Genomic DNA, 16711 nt, shown 5'->3' with positions numbered 1-16711 from the left:
GCCGATCAACCGTACCCGAAAGAATGCTTATGTCGGTTTCGACGGTGTGAAACGGGCGCTCGATCCGGCGGATGGCGGCCCGTACCTGTCTCCACCGTTCGGCCGAGGGTGACCCGGTCGGCCGGCCCTCGCCCGGCGGCGGAACGCCGACCAGCCGGGATCGGCGCCCCGCGATCCGATCGCCGTACCGCTGCTCGCGCTCGAGGCGCTGCTGTGCCGCCCCCGTCCGGCGCTGCTGCTGCCGGCAGCGGTCTGGGCCGGGCTCCACGGCCGCGCGTGGCTGCCCCGGCCGCCGGGCGGACGGCGCCGCGGTCCGCGTGGTCAGCCAGAACCTGCGTATCGAGGACTGACGCCGACCGCCGCCGGGGTGCTGCGCACCCCGGACAGCGACCACCGGGCGGTGACCGCCGGCTTCCGCTGGCGACAGCTCAGTGCCGGCCGTTCTCCGCCGGGGTCACGGTGAGCCGGTGCCGGCTCGGGTCGCTGCTGGAGAACGGCCAGAGCCGGTCGGCGTACGCGACCAGGTCGGCCAACTGGTCCCGGGTCAGTCCCGCCGAGGAGATCTCGGCGTGCACGTCGGCCCGGTACCGGCCGTCGTCGTCGCGGCCCAGCTTCGCCTCCGCGGTCACCTGCACGGTGTGTGCCTCGTCGGTGATCTCCCCGGCCGCCTCCACCGCCGCGTGGTGCAGGCAGGAGGCGAACGCCGCGGCCAGGAGCTGTTCCGGCGTCAGGCCGGTGCAGTGCGGCGCCAGTGGGGACGCCAGGGCGGAGGAGAGCCCGCCGTCGTCGGTGCGTACGTGACCGCCCGCCGCGGTCGCCGTGGCCGTCTCGGCCAGCCAGGAACTCGGATCCGGCATCGCGTTCCTCCCGTCGCTCACCGGGCCGCGTTCCCGGACCCCGAGCGGCGAAACCGCACCCGGGCAGCCAGTACGCGTGCTCAGCCGGCCCGGCCGCTCGGCGCGGCGTCGACGGCCATCGCCTCGGTGGCCTCGGCGGCGGCCCGGCTGGTCCACGGCGACACCTGCGGCGCGCGCTGCCGGGGCGGCGTCGCGGTCATCGGCACGTAGACCCGGGCGTCCACGGCCTCGGCCAGCAGCAGCGCGGCCATCGGGCTGGTCGGCCGGGCGCACGGGTCGGCGTCGAGGCAGCGGCGGACGAGCTCGGCCACCTCGCCCGGCAGGCCGGGCACCTCGGGCAGCGGGCGGGGCGGCCGGCGGCGGCGCGACCCGAGCAGCTGGGTGGTGCTGCCCGCCTCGTACGGCAGCTCGCCGGTGAGGCAGTAGTACAGCAGCACGCCCAGGGCGTACATGTCGGCGGCCGGAGTGGCGGGCCGCCGGTCGAGCTGCTCCGGGGCCAGGTAGGCCGGGGTACCCACCACGATGCCGTCCGGTGTGGGGTCGGTCGCGCCGGCCGGGGCGGCGATGCCGAAGTCGAGCACCTTCACCCCGCACGGGGTGAGGATCACGTTCGCGGGCTTCACGTCCCGGTGCACGATGCCGTGCGCGTGCGCGGCGGCGAGCGCGGCGCACACCTCGGCGCAGACCCGCACCGCGATCCGCCAGTCCAGCGGCCCGGTTCGCAGGTGCGCGGCGAGCGTCTCACCCTCGGCCAGCTCCATCACGATGTACGGCACCGGCCGTCCGTCCGGCAGCGTCGCGGTGCCGAAGTCGTGCACGCTGGCGACGTTCGGGTGCACCAGCCGCGCCGCCGAACGCGCCTCGGCCCGGATGCGGTCCACCGAGCCCGCGTCGCCGTCCAGCGCGGGCGAGATGAGTTTCACCGCGACGGTCCGGTCCAGCACGCGGTCGTGCGCGCGCCACACCTCCGACATGCCGCCCAGGCCGGCCCGCTGTTCGAGCTCGTACCGCCCGCCCAGCGTCCTCATCGCCCACTCCTCGCCTCGTCCGGTGCCCTCCGGTCCCCCGCTACCCGGCCCCGGAGCTGTGCAAACCGCAGAGGGTTCGCACTCCGGCGGGGTAGCTTCGCGGCGAGGGCGTCGACGGACGGAGGGCAGCGGTGGCCGCGGTGCGCGTACGGTTCGTCGGCGGGCCGGCCGACGATCTGACCCGGGATCTGCCCGCCGGTCCGGACGGCGCGCCGCCGCCCCGGTGGGTGCTGCGCCATCCGGAGGAACCGGGCCAGGGGGTGGCCGACCACCTCTACGAGCGCGACGACCACGCGTCCCCGGGCGGCTGGACGATGCGGTACGTGCACACGTTCCCGTTCGGCGCGACCGAGTGAGTCGAAGCGTGGTGGTGCGCCGCAGCGGCCAGGGCAGCCGGGCCAGCGCCGCCTCGAAGGCGGGCAGGTCGGCGCGCGCCTCACGGACCAGGTCGGTGTCCACCCACGACGGATGGGCGGTGCCGACCGCCACGCCGTGGTGTGCATCACCCCGATCAGGTTGACCTCGACGGTACGCACCAGCGCCTCGACGTCGCCGACGGCGATCGTGCCGCAGTCGGCCACCCCGGCGTTCGCCACCACCGCGTCGATCCCGCCCAGCGTCGCGAGTTTCCCGTCCACCGCGGCGGCGAGGCGGGCGGTGTGCCCGCCGACGCCCCGGGCCGCGCCGGTCACCAGCACCACCTTCCCGGCCGACCGGTCGGGAACGCGACCGTCGATGGACATGCCGGGAAGTCACCACCGGGTAGCCCCGGTGCGGAACACCCGCCGGACCTGCCCGGATCGCCGTCGGAGGGCGCGCACAGCTGGTACACAGGATCGGGACAGCCCGCCGACAGCGGGTCCGCCCACGATGGGGGGCATGGTCATGAACGCGCAGGCCGCGCAGGGCCGTATCGAGCTGCGCCGACCGGACGGCGAACCGGTGCGGGTGCTCGTCGTCGACGACGAGCCGACACTGACCGACCTGCTCTCGATGGCCCTGCGGTACGAGGGCTGGCAGGTCGCCACCGCCGGCAGCGGGATGGCGGCGGTCACCACCGCCCGCCAGTTCCGCCCGGACGCCGTGGTGCTCGACGTGATGCTGCCCGACCTGGACGGCTTCCAGGTGCTGCGCCGCCTGCGCGAACAGGCCCCGAGCGTGCCGGTGCTGTTCCTCACCGCCCGCGACGCCGTGGAGGAACGCGTCGCCGGGCTCACCGTCGGCGGCGACGACTACGTCACCAAGCCGTTCAGCCTGGAGGAGGTGATCGCCCGGCTGCGTGCGCTGCTGCGCCGCTCCGGCTTCGCGGTCGCCGCCCGCCAGGAGGCGGTGCTCACCGTCGGCGACCTCACCCTCGACGAGGACAGCCACGAGGTACGCCGCGGCGACGACCTGGTCACGCTCACCGCCACCGAGTTCGAGCTGCTGCGCTACCTCATGCGCAACCCGCGCCGCGTGCTCAGCAAGGCGCAGATCCTCGACCGGGTGTGGAACTACGACTTCGGCGGCCAGGCGAACGTGGTCGAGCTGTACATCTCGTACCTGCGCAAGAAGATCGACGCCGGCCGCGCGCCCATGATCCACACGCTGCGCGGGGCGGGCTATGTCCTCAAGCCCGCCGAGTGACAGGGGCAGCCGGCTGCGCAGCCGTCTGGCCGGCTGGTCGCTGCGCCGCCGCCTGGTGCTCTCCGTGGTGGCGCTGCTCGCGCTGGTCAGCGTCGGCATCGGCGGCCTGACCACTGTCGCGCTGCGGCACTTCCTGATCGATCAGATCGACAACCAGCTCACCTTCGGCGACCGGCGGCCCGCCGACTTCGAACGCTGGGCCCGCCGCGGCGCCGACCCGCCGCGCCCGGACCAGCGGCCCGTCCTGCCGGACTCCGGCGAGGTGGCGCCCGACCCCCCCGGCGGCTTCCCGCCGGGCTCGATCGCGGTCCGGGTGCCCGCCGCCGGCGAACCCGTGGGCCGGGTCCGGTCCGGCAGCGGCGGGAGCGAGGAGGTGCCCGCCGCCGACCTGACCGCGCTGGCCCGGGTGTCCGCCGGCGAACGACCGCGCACCGTCGTCGTCGGCGACCGGGGCGACTTCCGGGCGGTCGCGCTGCCGTCGCCGCGCGGCGACGGCGACGTGCTGGTCCTCGCGATCCCGCTGGCCCAGGTCGACGACACGGTCATGTGGATGCTCGTCGCACAGGCCGGGGTGATCGGCGCCGGCCTGGTCATCGCCGGAGTCCTCGGCCTGATCATCGTCCGGGCCACGCTGCGTCCGCTCAACCGCGTCGCCGCCACCGCCGCCCGGGTCACCGAGCTGCCGCTGGACCGCGGCGAGGTCGCCCTGTCCGTGCGGGTGCCGGCCGCCGACACCGACCCCCGCACGGAGGTCGGGCAGGTCGGCGGCGCACTCAACCGGATGCTCGGCCACGTCGCCGCCGCGCTCGCCGCCCGGCAGGCCAGCGAGACCCGGGTACGCCAGTTCGTCGCCGACGCCAGCCACGAGCTGCGCACCCCCCTGGCCGCCATCCGCGGGTACGCCGAGGTGGCCCGCCGGGGACGCCAGGAGGTGCCGCCCGACGTGGCGCACGCGCTGCGCCGCGTCGAGTCGGAGAGCACCCGGATGACGAGCCTCGTCGACGACCTGCTGCTGCTGGCCCGGCTGGACTCCGGCCGCCCGCTCGCCGCCGAGCCGGTCGACCTGACCGCCATGGCGGTGAACGCGGTCAGCGACGCGCACGTCGCCGGGCCCGGCCACCGCTGGCAGCTCGACCTGCCGGACGAGCCGCTCACCGTCGCCGGCGACGCCCACCGGCTGCACCAGGTGCTGGCGAACCTGCTGGCGAACGCGCGGGTGCACACCCCGGCCGGCACCACCGTCACCGTCCGGCTCGCGCCCGCGCCCGGCGGCGTCGAGCTGCGCGTCGCCGACGACGGGCCGGGCATCCCGGAGCAGCTGCAGCCGGAGGTCTTCGAGCGGTTCGCGCGCGGCGACAGCTCCCGGTCCCGCGCGCAGGGCAGCACCGGCCTCGGACTGGCCATCGTCGCCGCCGTGGTGGAGGCGCACCACGGCCGGGTCGACGTGGCCAGCCGGCCCGGCCACACCGCGTTCACCGTGTGGCTGCCGGGATCCACAGCCGACGCATAGGCCGCTCACGGGAGCGGGCCAGCGGGCCCGCCGAGGCTTGCCGGCATGGACAGAACCGAGACGATGCCGACCGCGCCCACGGCCGGTCCACCCGGCACCGAGCCCGCCCCCGCGCCGGTACCTCAGGAGACCCGCACCAGCCGCGACCCGCGCTGGACCCGTCCCGCCCTCGTCGGTCTGCTGTGCGTGACCGCGCTGCTCTACCTGTGGGGGCTGGGCGCCTCCGGCTGGGCCAACGCGTTCTACTCGGCCGCCGTGCAGGCCGGGTCGCAGAGCTGGACGGCGTTCTTCTACGGCTCCTCGGACGCGGCCAACTCGATCACGGTGGACAAGACGCCCGCGTCGCTGTGGCTGATGGCGCTCTCCGTGCGGATCTTCGGCCTGAGCGGCTGGTCGATCCTCGTGCCGCAGGCGCTGCTCGGCGTCGCCTCGGTCGGCGTGCTGTACGCGACGGTCCGCCGCTGGTACGGCCCGGCCGCCGGCCTGCTCGCCGGGGCGGTGCTCGCGCTCACCCCGGTGGCGGCGCTGATGTTCCGGTTCAACAACCCGGACGCGCTCCTGGTGTTCCTGCTCGTCGCCGCCGCGTACGCGACGGTGCGCGCGGTCGAGACGGCGAGCACCCGGTGGATCGCGCTGACCGGCGTGCTCGTCGGCCTCGGTTTCCTCACCAAGATGCTCCAGGCGTTCCTGGTGATCCCGGTCTTCGCCGGGGTCTACCTGCTGGCCGCGCCGACCGGCCCCGGCCGGCGGATCCGCCAGCTCCTGCTGGCCGGGCTCGCAGTGGTCGTGGCCGCCGGCTGGTGGGTGGCGATCGTCGAACTGGTGCCGGCGAGCGCCCGCCCCTACATCGGTGGCTCGCAGGACAACAGCATCCTGGAGCTGACTCTCGGCTACAACGGGCTGGGCCGCATCACCGGCGACGAGGTGGGCAGCGTCGGCGGCGGCGGACGGCCCGGTGGGGGAGGCGGCGGACCGTTCTCCGGCCAGACCGGGCTGCTGCGGATGTTCGACACCGAGGTCGGCGGGCAGATCTCCTGGCTGCTGCCGGCCGCGCTGGTCCTGCTGGTGGCGGGGCTGTGGCTGGCCGGGCGGGCGCCGCGTACCGACCGCACCCGGGCCGGCCTGCTGCTCTGGGGCGGCTGGCTGCTGGTCACTGGACTGATCTTCAGCTTCATGTCCGGTATCTTCCACGCCTACTACACGGTCGCCCTGGCCCCGGCGGTCGGTGCGCTGGTCGGCATCGGGACCACCCTGCTGTGGCGCGCCCGATCGGCGCCGGGCCGGTGGCGCCGGCTCATCGCCGCGCTGGTCCTGGCCGGCACCCTGGCGGTCACCTCCTGGTGGTCCTGGCATCTGCTCGGCCGTACTCCCGACTGGTACCCGTGGCTGCGCCCCTCGGTGCTGGCCCTGGGTCTGACCGCGGCCGCCCTCCTGACCGCGGCGGCGTTCCTCACCCACGCCCGCCGCCCCGCCCCGCCCGCCCTCTCTCCCGGCTCCCCGCCCTCTCCCGGCTCCCCGCCCTCTCCGATGATCAAGGAGTTCGTGTCCGGGAACGGCTCTCCGGGCGACGCGAAGTCCTTGGTCAACTCGACGGGGGCGGGTTCGGCCGGGACCGTGGGGCGGCGGGTGGTGCGGTGGGTCGTTCCGGTGGTGTCGGTCGCCGGGATCGCGGTGGCGCTGGCCGGGCCGGCCGCGTACGCGATGCAGACAGCGGCCACCCCGCACAGCGGCTCGATCCCCAGCGCCGGGCCGGCCGGAGCGGGCGGCTTCGGCGGCCCCGGTGGACCGGGCGGGCGGATGCCGGGTGACGGCGGGAACGGGCAGTTCCCCGGTGGTCCCGGTGGCGGGAACCGGCAGCTCCCGGGCTTCCCGGACGGCACCGGCTCGGACGGGACCGGCTCGGCCGGCACCGGCTCGGACGGGACCGGCTCGGACGGCGGGGCGAACGCCGGTGGATTCCCCGGCTTCCCGGGCGGTGGCCCGGCTCCGGGCGCACCCGGCGACACCGGGCAGGACAGCGGCACCGGGCAGGACAGCGACAACGGCACCGGCGGCGCCGGTCCGGCGAACGGCCGGGCCGGCCGGGGGCAGCGCGGTGGCGGCACGGGCGGTCTGCTCGAGGCCCGCGAGCCGAGCGCCGAGATGACCGCGCTGCTGCGCGCCGGCGCCGACGACTACACCTGGGTCGCCGCCACGATCGGCTCGAACAACGCCTCCGGCTACCAACTCGCCACCGGTCGGCCGGTCATGCCGATCGGCGGCTTCAACGGCAGCGACCCGTCGCCGACGCTCGCCCGGTTCCAGCAGTACGTCGCCGACGGGCGGATCCACTACTTCCTCGGCGGCGGCGGGTTCCGGGCGAACGGCGGCAGCAACGCGTCGGCCGAGATCGCCGCCTGGGTCGCCGAGAACTTCACCGCGACCACCGTCGACGGCGTGACCGTGTACGACCTGAGCAGCGGAGAGCAGGGCTGAGCCATGACCGACACATATGCGCCCCGGGCCGCCGTGCAGGCCCGCCCCGGCGCCGGCAGCGCGGTACTCGACGTGGTGGTTCCGGTGTACAACGAGGAGGCCGACCTGGGTCCCTGCGTCCGGCGGCTGCACGCGCACCTGACCGCGCAGTTCCCGTACCCGTTCCGGATCACGGTGGCCGACAACGCCAGCGTGGACGGCACCCCGGCGGTGGCGCGGGCGCTCGCCGACGAGCTGCCCGAGGTGGGGGTGCTGCGCCTGGACGAGAAGGGCCGCGGGCGGGCGCTGCGCGCCGCCTGGTCGGCCTCCCCGGCGCCGGTGCTCGCGTACATGGACGTGGACCTGTCCACCGACCTGGCCGCGCTGCTGCCGCTGGTTGCGCCGCTCCTGTCCGGGCACTCGGACCTGGCCATCGGCACCCGGCTGGCACGGACCAGCCGGGTGGTCCGGGGCGCCAGGCGGGAGGTGATCTCGCGTGGCTACAACCTGCTGCTGCGCGGTGCGCTCGCGGCGCGTTTCTCCGACGCCCAGTGCGGGTTCAAGGCGATCCGTGCCGACGTCGCCGCCGAGCTGCTGCCGCTGGTCCGCGACACCGGCTGGTTCTTCGACACCGAGCTGCTGGTCCTGGCGCAGCGGGCCGGGCTGCGCATCCACGAGGTGCCGGTGGACTGGGTGGACGACCCGGACAGCCGCGTCGACATCGTCGCCACCGCACTCGCGGACCTGCGCGGCATCGGGCGGCTGGGGCGGGCGCTGGTGACCGGCGCGCTGCCGCTGGCGCAGTTGCGCGCCCAGCTCGGCCGTGGGCCGCTGCCGGCCCCGCCGGCACAGGTGCCGGTCGGGTTGCCCCGCCAGGTCGCCCGGTTCGCCGCGGTGGGCGTGGCGAGCACACTCGCGTACCTGCTGTTGTTCGTGCTGGCCCGCGGCCCGCTCGGGGCGCAACCGGCGAATCTGCTGGCGTTGCTGCTCACGGCGGTCGCCAACACGGCGGCCAACCGGCGGCTCACGTTCGGGGTGACCGGACTCCGGCACGTCGGCCGGCATCATCTCCAGGGACTGCTCGCGTTCGCGCTCGGCCTTGCCCTGACCAGCGGTTCCCTGGCCGTGCTGCACGCCACCACACCCCCGAGCCGCCCGTTGGAGTTGGCGGCGCTGGTGACGGCCAACCTGGCCGCGACCGCGCTGCGCTTCCTCCTGCTCCGCCTGGCCATGCACCACCGCCCCTGACCCACCCCCGACCGACTCGGTCGATCATGAGGTTGGCGGTGCGACACGCCGGGTGCCGGCACCGTCAACTTCATGATCGACGGGGAGGTGGCAGGGTGGGGGCGTGTACCGGGAGTGGGATGCGCGGGAGGTCCCGGGCGCTGTGGCGTGGAGCAGCGTCTCGGGCGGGAGTGAGACGCGGGTCCTGCCGGACGGGTGTCTGGATCTGCTCTGGTCCAGCCGGATCGGCCTGCTGGTCGCCGGTCCGGACCGCACCGCGCACCTGTCGCGGTCGGCGCCGGGGGACCGGTGGATCGGGCTGCGCCTGCCCCCGGGGACCGGCCCAGCCGTGTTCGGGGTGCCGGCCGAGGATCTGCGGGACCGGCGCGTACCGCTGGCCGACCTGTGGGGCCGCGCCGCCGTCGAGGTGACCGAGCGGGTCGCTGCGGCGCCGGCCGCGCCGGGCCCCGCCGACGAGGCCGCCGCCGCGGTGCTCGCCCGGGTCGCCCGCGACCGGCTGCGCGCGGCCGGCGGCCCCGACCCGCTCGGCGCGCATGTCGCCGCCCGTCTGGCCGCCGGGGCCACAGTCGCCGCTACCGCCGCCGAGGTCGGCCTCGGCGAGCGCGCCCTGCACCGGCGCAGCCGGGCCCTGTTCGGGTACGGCCCGAAGACGCTGGCCCGCATCCTGCGGATGCGCCGCGCGCTGGACCTGGCCCGCACCGGCGCGCCGCTGGTCGAGGTGGCGGTGCGCAGCGGGTACGCCGACCAGGCCCACCTGACCCGCGAGGTGCGGGAGCTGGCCGGGGTGCCGCCGACGCGGCTGCTCGCCCCCGCCCGGAGCCGCCCGCCGGCGAGCTGACCGGCCGGGATCCGCCGGTGGCCGGCTGACCCGCCGGGAGCGGCCCGTCAGCCGGCTGCGGGCAGCGGGGCGAACAGGTCCACGCCGTTGCCCTCCGGATCGTGCAGGACCGCGTACCGCTGGCCCCAGAACGCGTCCCACGGCGGCAGTTCGCCGTGGTGTCCGGCGCCGGTGAGCTCGGCGTACCAGCGGTCCACCTCGGCCGGGTCGGCGCACCGGAAGGCGAGGCTCATCCGGTTGTTGCCGCCGGACGGGTCGAAGCCGGGGTGGAAGCTGCGGATCGTCGCCACCGTGTCCCAGGCCAGCCGTACGCCGTTCGGCAGGGTGACCTCGACGTGGCCCTCCGTCTCGGCGCCGTCCGGGATCGGCAGGCCGAGCCGCCGGTAGAAGTCGAGCGTGCGGGCCATGTCGGTGACGACGGCCCCGATCAGGTCGAACTGCGGTGTCATGCCGGTCACGGTAGGCGCGACCGGCCGGGCCCGTCTTGAACGGATCGGACGGGGGACGAGTGGCCGGTGTGGCCGCGAACCCGGTCACGGAGACGTTACGGTGGGACAAGTCCGGCTCCGAGCAATGAACCTCGCATTCCGGACGTGCTCCGATGACCCGGCGACGGAAGGAACAACAGCCGTGACGCATCTGGCCTACCTGGACGCGGGATCCGGCAGTCTCATCGTGCAGGCAGTGGTCGGCGGGGTGGCCGGGGTGGCCGTGGCCGCCAAGCTCTACTGGCGCCGCCTGGTGTCCCGCTTCCGGCGTCAGCCCACCGACCAGGGCCCGGCGGCGTGACGATCCCCGACACCGGCGTCCGCGTCGAACCCGGTTCCTTCCGCGACCCCGGTAACCGGGTGTTCCACCGGGGCGACGAGGTGCTGCGCGGGCTCGACGAGCGCTCCGCCCGCGACTGGCGGGCGTTGTCGGTGACCGATTTCTTCCGGCGGGCCACCGCCGGCGGGCAGATCGTCGGCACCGAGGAGCTGACCCCCACCCCGGTCGACGCGCCCTGGACGGCGGTGTTGCGGCACGAGCGGATCCCGTTCGTCTCGCACCCGTACGAGTGGTCGTCCGCGATGCTGCGCGACGCCGCGCTGCTGCACCTGGACGTGCTGCGGGCCGCCCTCGAAGCCGGCTTCACCACCAAGGACGGCTCGGCCTACAACGTGCAGTGGCGCGGCGCCCGGCCCGTCTTCATCGACGTCGGCTCGTTCGAGGCGCTGCGCGACGGCGAACCCTGGGCCGGTTACCGGCAGTTCTGCCAGACGCTGCTCTACCCGCTGCTGATCCAGGCCCACCTCGGGCTGGACTTCCAGCCGTTCCTGCGCGCCCGCGTCGACGGCGTCGAGCCGGAGCAGATGCGCCGGCTGTTCGGTGGCGTCCGGCGCTGGCGGGCCGGTGTGCCCACCCACGTGCACCTGCACGGCGCCATGCAGGCCCGCAACTCCGCCGCGAGCACCACCGACGTCCGCGCCCAGTTGCGTGCCGCCGGGTTCTCCCGCGAGCTGGCCCTGGCCACGGTACGCGGGCTGGCGAAACTGGTCCGCCGGCTCGACCACCGGCCCGGCGACAGCCACTGGTCGGACTACCAGCGCACCTGCGCGTACTCGGTGCCCGACCGGCAGGCCAAGGAGGAGTTCGTCGACCGGGCGGTGGCCGCCACCGGCGGCGGATCGGCGCTGGACCTGGGCGCCAACGACGGCCGGTACGCCCGCATCGCCGCCCGGCACGCCACGCACGTCGTCGCCGTCGAGCAGGACCCGGCGGTGGTCGACACGCTCTACCGCGCGCTGCGCGACGAGGGCGAGACACGGATCCTGCCGCTGGTGATGGACCTGGCCGACCCGTCCCCGGGCGGCGGCTGGCGCGGCGTCGAGCGGGCCGCCTTCGCCGACCGGGCCCGCGCGGACACCGTCCTGGCCCTGGCCGTGGTGCACCACCTGGCGATCGGGCGCAACGTACCGCTACCCGAGGTGCTGGACCAGCTCACCGCGCTCACCGCCACCGGCGGCAGCCTGGTGGTGGAGTTCGTCCACCCGGACGACCCGATGGCGCGCCGGCTGCTGGCGAACAAACCCGACGGCCTGTTCCCGGACTACCGGCGGGACGCCTTCGAGGCGCTGCTGGCCCGCCGGGGCCGGATCGTCGCCCGGACCGAGCTGCCGTCTCGCACCCGCACGCTCTACCAGGTGGTGGTGGGTGGCTGAGGACACCCTCACGCCACCCCGGGACCGCGCGGCCGTCCCGGACCGGCGGGAACACCGGGCCCGGTGGCGGGCCGAGGCGGCCCGGCTGGCCGAGCTGGCGGCGCTGACCGGGCTGGTGGTCACCCAGCCGCTGCTCGACGTCCTCGGCCGCAGCCCCGACTTCTTCCTGTTCCACCGCGCCTCCCGGGCCGACGTGCTGCTCCTGGTAGCCCTGATCACGCTCGCGCCGACAGTGCTGTTCGCGCTGCTGGGCGCGCTCGCGCTGCCCGCCGGACGCCGCACCCGGGCCGCCGTGCACACCGCGCTCGTGGGCCTGCTGCTCGCCGCGCTGGCGGTCCAGGTCGGCCGGCACCTGACGCCGCTTCGGGGCGTACCCCTGCTGGTCGTCGCCGGTGCGGCCGCAGCCGCGGGGGCGGCCGCGCACCGGCGGTGGCGGGCGCCCCGGCGGGTGCTGCGGGTGGCCGCCGCCGGGCCGCTGGTCTTCGTCGGGTTGTTCCTGTTCGCCTCGCCCGCGTCGGCGGTGGTGCTGCCGCGCGGTGAGGGCGGCGCCGCCGGTGTGGCCGGCGCGGGCGCGCACCCGCCGGTGGTCATGATCGTGCTCGACGAGCTGCCGCTGGTCTCCCTGCTCGGCCCGGACGGCCGGATCGACGCCGCCCGCTACCCGAACTTCGCGGCGCTGGCCGGCGGGTCGACCTGGTACCGCAACGCCACCGGCGTCAGCGGCTGGACGCCCTACGCGCTGCCGGCGATGCTCACCGGGCGCTACCCGGAACGGGGGGCCGCGCCGCACTACTCGCAGTACCCGGACAACCTGTTCACCGCGCTCGGCGGCCTCTACCGGATCAAGGCCGAGGAGAGCATCACCCGGCTCTGCCCGCCGAGCCGCTGCGAACAGGCGACCACCCCCGAACAGGGGCTCGGTGTGCTGGTCCGGGAGAGCGGCCGGCTGCTCGGCCGGATCGCCGCGCCGGTGGACAGCCGGATCGACCCGGAGGACTCCTACCGCGAGCGGACCGCGGCCGAGGCCGGGCTCGACGCCGCCGAGCCGGTGCCGGACGACCCCAAGTTCCGCTGGGACACGCTCGACGACAACCAGCCGGCCCGGTTCACCTCGTTCCTCGCCGGTCTGCGTCCCGACGCCCGGCCCACGCTGCACTTCCTGCACCTGCTGATGCCGCACTCGCCGTGGGCGTACCTGCCGTCCGGGGCGCACTACGCGGCGCCGGACGACCTGCCCAACGACGGCCCCGGCTGGGTCGACCTGGCCCGCGCCCGGCACCTGGCCCAGCTCGGCTACACCGACCGGCTGATCGGCGAGACGCTGCGGACGCTGCGCGCCACCGGCCTCTACGACAAGGCGCTGGTGGTGGTCACCGCCGACCACGGCGTCAGCTTCCGCCGGGACTGGCAGGGCCGGGGGATGGACGCCATCAACCACGCCGCGAACGAGGTGGCCTGGGTGCCGACGTTCGTCAAGGAGCCCGGCCAGCGCGCCGGACGGGTGGACGACCGCAACTGGGAGCACGTCGACCTGCTGCCCACGATCGCCGACGAGACGCACATGCGGGTGCCCTGGCGGATGGACGGCCGGTCGGCGAAGGCGGCGCCGCGCGAGCGGGCCGGCAAACGCTTCTACGACCGCCCCGGCCAGCCGGTCACGATCACCGGCGGGGTGCCCGCCGCGCTCCCGCCGGTTCCGGTAGACCCGCTCGTCGGCACCCGGGCCGGTGACGTACCGGCGGGCGGGTCTGCCACGGTGGCGAACCGGGACGCGTTCGACGCGGTCGACCCGGCCGGCGGCGGGCTGCCCGCGCTGGTCTGGGGCACCGTGCCCCACGACGTGCCCGACGGCACCCGGCTCGCCGTGGTGGTCAACGGGACGGTCGGCGCGGTGGTGCCCGTCGTGCCGCCGGACGCCGGTGGGCGGCGGTTCGCGGCGCTGCTCGCCGACGACCGTCTGTTCGCCGCCGGAGCCAACCGGCTCGACCTCTACCGGGTCGGTGACGACGGGACGCTGCGGCGGCTCACGCTGTCGTGACGACCTCCGGAACGTGTCCATGGTCGCGCTCCCATCCGGTTTCCGGACCGGCTGGCCGGGAACAGGTGACGCACACCTCACCCCGAAACCATGACGAGCGGTGTTCTCCGCGCCGTGATTACGGTAGAAGCGAAGGCAATTCAACGAAGATCTTGCCGGCGAAGCGAGGAACAGATGACGGAAGTCAAGCTCGACCACCCCGGTGGGCAGCTGTCGATGCCGGTGCAGTCCGCGGTTGAGGGCCCCGCCGGAATCGGGGTGAGCAAGCTGCTCAAGGAAACCGGGATGACCACGTACGACCCCGGTTTCGTGAACACCGCGTCCTGCTCGTCCGCCATCACCTACATCGACGGTGATGCCGGCATCCTGCGGTACCGGGGTTACCCGATCGACCAGTTGGCCGAGAAGTCCTCCTTCCTGGAGGTCTCCTACCTGCTGATCTACGGCGAGCTGCCGACCCAGGCACAGCTCACCGATTTCAGCGAGCGGATCCGGCGGCACTCGCTGCTGCACGAGGAGATGCGCCGATTCTTCGACGGCTTCCCCCGCGAGGCGCACCCGATGGCCGTGCTCTCGTCGGCCGTCAGCGCCATCTCCACCTTCTACCAGGACAGCCTGGACCCGTTCGACTCCGAGCACGTGGAGATGTCCACGGTGCGCCTGATGGCGAAGGTCCCGACCATCGCCTCGTACGCGTACAAGAAGTCGATCGGACAGCCGCTGCTGTACCCGGACAACTCGCTGGGCTACGTCGAGAACTTCCTGCGGATGACGTTCGGCGTGCCGGCCGAGCCGTACGAGGTCGACCCGGTGGTGGCCCGGGTGCTGGACATGCTGTTCATCCTGCACGCCGACCACGAGCAGAACTGCTCCACCTCGACCGTGCGGCTGGTCGGCTCCAGCAACGCCAACCTGTTCGCCTCGGTCTCGGCCGGCGTGAACGCGCTGTTCGGCCCGCTGCACGGCGGCGCCAACCAGGCCGTGCTGGAGATGCTCCAGAAGATCCAGGAGGACGGCGGCGACGTCCGTACCTTCGTGCAGAAGGTCAAGGACAAGCAGGACGGCGTGAAGCTGATGGGCTTCGGCCACCGGGTCTACAAGAACTACGACCCGCGCGCCGCCATCGTGAAGAAGGCCGCCCAGGACGTGCTCGGCCGGATGGCCAAGCCGGACCCGCTGCTGGACCTCGCCATGCAGCTGGAGGAGATCGCCCTCGCCGACGACTTCTTCGTGTCCCGGCGGCTCTACCCGAACGTGGACTTCTACACCGGCCTGATCTACAAGGCCATGGGCTTCCCGACGAAGATGTTCACGGTGCTGTTCGCGCTCGGCCGGCTGCCCGGCTGGATCGCACAGTGGCGCGAGATGATCAACGACCCGGAGACCAAGATCGGCCGTCCGCGGCAGATCTACACCGGCGCCACCGAGCGGGCCTACGTCCCCGCCGACAAGCGCTGACGGTGTAAGGAAGGGCCCCCTGTTAACGCCTGGGGTAGAGGCGGGGCCCCTTCTTAACACGTTGACGAGGAAGGGCCGCCGACCCGGCTCGGGTCGGCGGCCCTTCTCGTGCGCGCTGCGGGGGTGCGGGGGTGCGGGGTGTTAAAAAGGGGCCCTTCCTCTACCTGAGGCGTTAACAGGGGGCCCTTCCTTACCGCAGGCCGGCGGCGGCTAGCAGGTTGCCCTGGGGGAGGGTGGGCAGCGTGCGGCCGGTCGCCATCCGCTGCTCCGCGCGGGCCGCGGTGAACGCCGGATCGCCGGCGACGGCGGCGGCGTACGCGGCCGCCGTGCGGGACGCGATGGCGGTCCAGCCGTACTGCTCCTGCACCATGGCACGGGCCCGCCGGGCGAGCGCACGGGCCCGGTCCCGGTCGGACAGCAGCGTGTGCACCGCCTCGGCCAGCCCGTCCGGGTCGTGCGGGGCGAACGTCATCCCGGTGACACCCGGTTCGACGATCTCGGCCAGCCCGCCGGTGCGGGCGACCGCCAGCGGCGCGCCGGCTGCCGCTCCCTCCAGCGCCACCATGCCGAACGGCTCGTAGATGCTCGGCACCGCGAAGCAGTCCGAGGCGGCCATCACGGCGGGCAGGTCGGTGCCGCCCAGGAACCCGGGCATGCTGACCGTGGCGCCGAGCCCGAGGCGGTGCACCTCGGCCTCCAGGTCGGCCTTGTACGGCCCGTCGCCGACGATCACCGCGCGCAGCCCCGGGTGCCGGTCGCGCAGCCGGGGCAGCCCGGCCAGCAGGTGCTGCACGCCCTTCTCGTACACCAGGCGGCCGGCGAACGTGACCAGCGGGCCGTCGGCGGCGAACCGCGCCCGGGCGGCGGCGACCGCCGACGCGGGCACCCGCCAGCGGTGCGGCTCGACGCCGTTGGGGACGACGTCGACGCGGGCGGCGTCCACGCCGAACAGCGCGCCCACCTCGTCGCGCATGTAGCCGGAGCAGACGATCACGCGGCCGGACTCGCTGGCGAGCCAGTGTTCGACGCCGTGGATGGTGCGGTTCATCTCTTCCGGCAGCCAGCCCTGGTGCCGGCCTGCCTCGGTGGCGTGGATGGTGGTGACCAGTGGCACGTCCAGGTGTTCGCGCAGTGTCATCGCGGTGTGTGCGACGAGCCAGTCGTGGGCGTGGATGACGTCGTAGGTGCCGGTTTCGGTGGCGCGTAGTGCGGCCCGGGTGAGGGTGTGGTTGAACGCCATGGTCCAGGCCAGCAGGGATGAGGTGGCGAGGGGGAACGTGACGGGGTCCTCGGCGGCGCGGACGATGCGGACGCCGTCGGCGTACTCCTCGAGGGGGGCGCCCTCGGCGTGGCGGGTGACGACTGTGACCTCGTGTCCGGCGGCGGCCAGGGCGACCGACAGGGCGTGGACGTGGCGGCCGAGGCCACCGACGAGCACCGGCGGGTACTCCCA

14 protein-coding genes are annotated in these 16711 nt (G+C 74.7%); 10 read left to right on the top strand and 4 right to left on the bottom strand.

Annotated features, from left to right (window positions below; translation table 11 throughout):
* Positions 1–428 precede the first annotated feature (428 nt).
* Both GA0070215_RS26710 and GA0070215_RS26705 read right to left on the bottom strand, forming a co-directional pair.
* The gene (locus GA0070215_RS26710) at positions 429–857 is read right to left on the bottom strand and encodes an OsmC family protein (RefSeq protein ID WP_018787261.1); all 429 of its coding nucleotides are present in this window, start codon (positions 855–857) and stop codon (positions 429–431) included.
* A gap of 80 nt (positions 858–937) precedes the next feature.
* Positions 938–1885 carry a serine/threonine-protein kinase gene (locus tag GA0070215_RS26705; RefSeq protein WP_018787262.1) on the bottom strand — a complete coding sequence of 316 codons (948 nt, stop codon included), beginning with the start codon at positions 1883–1885 and terminating at the stop codon, positions 938–940.
* A 131-nt stretch (positions 1886–2016) separates the two neighbouring features.
* On the opposite strand from GA0070215_RS26705, the gene GA0070215_RS26700 reads away from it, so the two are divergent.
* The 6 genes from GA0070215_RS26700 to GA0070215_RS26670 all read left to right on the top strand — a co-directional run bounded on the left by GA0070215_RS26700 (position 2017) and on the right by GA0070215_RS26670 (position 9561).
* Positions 2017–2241, top strand: coding sequence for a hypothetical protein (locus tag GA0070215_RS26700; protein ID WP_091051375.1), 225 nt, complete (start codon positions 2017–2019; stop codon positions 2239–2241).
* 529 nt (positions 2242–2770) lie between these two features.
* Positions 2771–3511 (top strand): response regulator transcription factor, encoded by a 741-nt coding sequence (locus tag GA0070215_RS26690; RefSeq protein ID WP_091051371.1) that lies wholly within the window; start codon positions 2771–2773, stop codon positions 3509–3511.
* Complete coding sequence (locus GA0070215_RS26685) at positions 3489–5021, top strand: sensor histidine kinase (RefSeq protein WP_091051342.1); 1533 nt, start codon at positions 3489–3491, stop codon at positions 5019–5021. The genes GA0070215_RS26690 and GA0070215_RS26685 overlap by 23 nt, the downstream gene beginning before the upstream one ends.
* Positions 5022–5066: 45 nt before the next feature.
* On the top strand, positions 5067–7496 hold the full coding sequence (locus GA0070215_RS26680; RefSeq protein WP_091051339.1) for an ArnT family glycosyltransferase: 2430 nt from the start codon (positions 5067–5069) through the stop codon (positions 7494–7496).
* Between the two features lie 3 nt (positions 7497–7499).
* The gene (locus GA0070215_RS26675; RefSeq protein WP_091051335.1) at positions 7500–8723 is read left to right on the top strand and encodes a glycosyltransferase; all 1224 of its coding nucleotides are present in this window, start codon (positions 7500–7502) and stop codon (positions 8721–8723) included.
* Between the two features lie 103 nt (positions 8724–8826).
* Entirely contained in the window at positions 8827–9561 is a 735-nt protein-coding gene (locus GA0070215_RS26670) for a helix-turn-helix transcriptional regulator (protein WP_091051332.1), read from the top strand.
* 47 nt (positions 9562–9608) lie between these two features.
* Here the strand turns inward: GA0070215_RS26670 and GA0070215_RS26665 are convergent, their stop codons facing one another.
* On the bottom strand, positions 9609–10010 hold the full coding sequence (locus tag GA0070215_RS26665; RefSeq protein WP_091051368.1) for a VOC family protein: 402 nt from the start codon (positions 10008–10010) through the stop codon (positions 9609–9611).
* Positions 10011–10191: 181 nt separating this feature from the next.
* On the opposite strand from GA0070215_RS26665, the gene GA0070215_RS28570 reads away from it, so the two are divergent.
* The 4 genes from GA0070215_RS28570 to GA0070215_RS26650 all read left to right on the top strand — a co-directional run bounded on the left by GA0070215_RS28570 (position 10192) and on the right by GA0070215_RS26650 (position 15258).
* On the top strand, positions 10192–10350 hold the full coding sequence (locus GA0070215_RS28570) for a hypothetical protein (protein WP_018787270.1): 159 nt from the start codon (positions 10192–10194) through the stop codon (positions 10348–10350).
* Positions 10347–11762 carry a class I SAM-dependent methyltransferase gene (locus GA0070215_RS26660; protein WP_091051329.1) on the top strand — a complete coding sequence of 472 codons (1416 nt, stop codon included), beginning with the start codon at positions 10347–10349 and terminating at the stop codon, positions 11760–11762. The genes GA0070215_RS28570 and GA0070215_RS26660 overlap by 4 nt, the downstream gene beginning before the upstream one ends.
* Positions 11755–13800: a sulfatase-like hydrolase/transferase gene (locus GA0070215_RS26655; protein WP_091051326.1), complete on the top strand. Its 2046-nt coding sequence runs from the start codon at positions 11755–11757 to the stop codon at positions 13798–13800. The genes GA0070215_RS26660 and GA0070215_RS26655 overlap by 8 nt, the downstream gene beginning before the upstream one ends.
* Before the next feature lie 174 nt (positions 13801–13974).
* The gene (locus tag GA0070215_RS26650; RefSeq protein ID WP_091051322.1) at positions 13975–15258 is read left to right on the top strand and encodes a citrate synthase; all 1284 of its coding nucleotides are present in this window, start codon (positions 13975–13977) and stop codon (positions 15256–15258) included.
* A 190-nt stretch (positions 15259–15448) separates the two neighbouring features.
* Here the strand turns inward: GA0070215_RS26650 and GA0070215_RS26645 are convergent.
* On the bottom strand, positions 15449–16711 hold a 1263-nt coding region (locus GA0070215_RS26645; protein WP_091051319.1), incomplete at its 5' end, for a glycosyltransferase family 4 protein.

The sequence above is a fragment of the Micromonospora marina genome, assembly GCF_900091565.1.
Taxonomy (GTDB): domain Bacteria; phylum Actinomycetota; class Actinomycetes; order Mycobacteriales; family Micromonosporaceae; genus Micromonospora; species Micromonospora marina.
The sequence above is the reverse complement of the archived record's forward strand: the minus strand, read 5'-3'. Positions and strand labels throughout refer to the sequence as shown.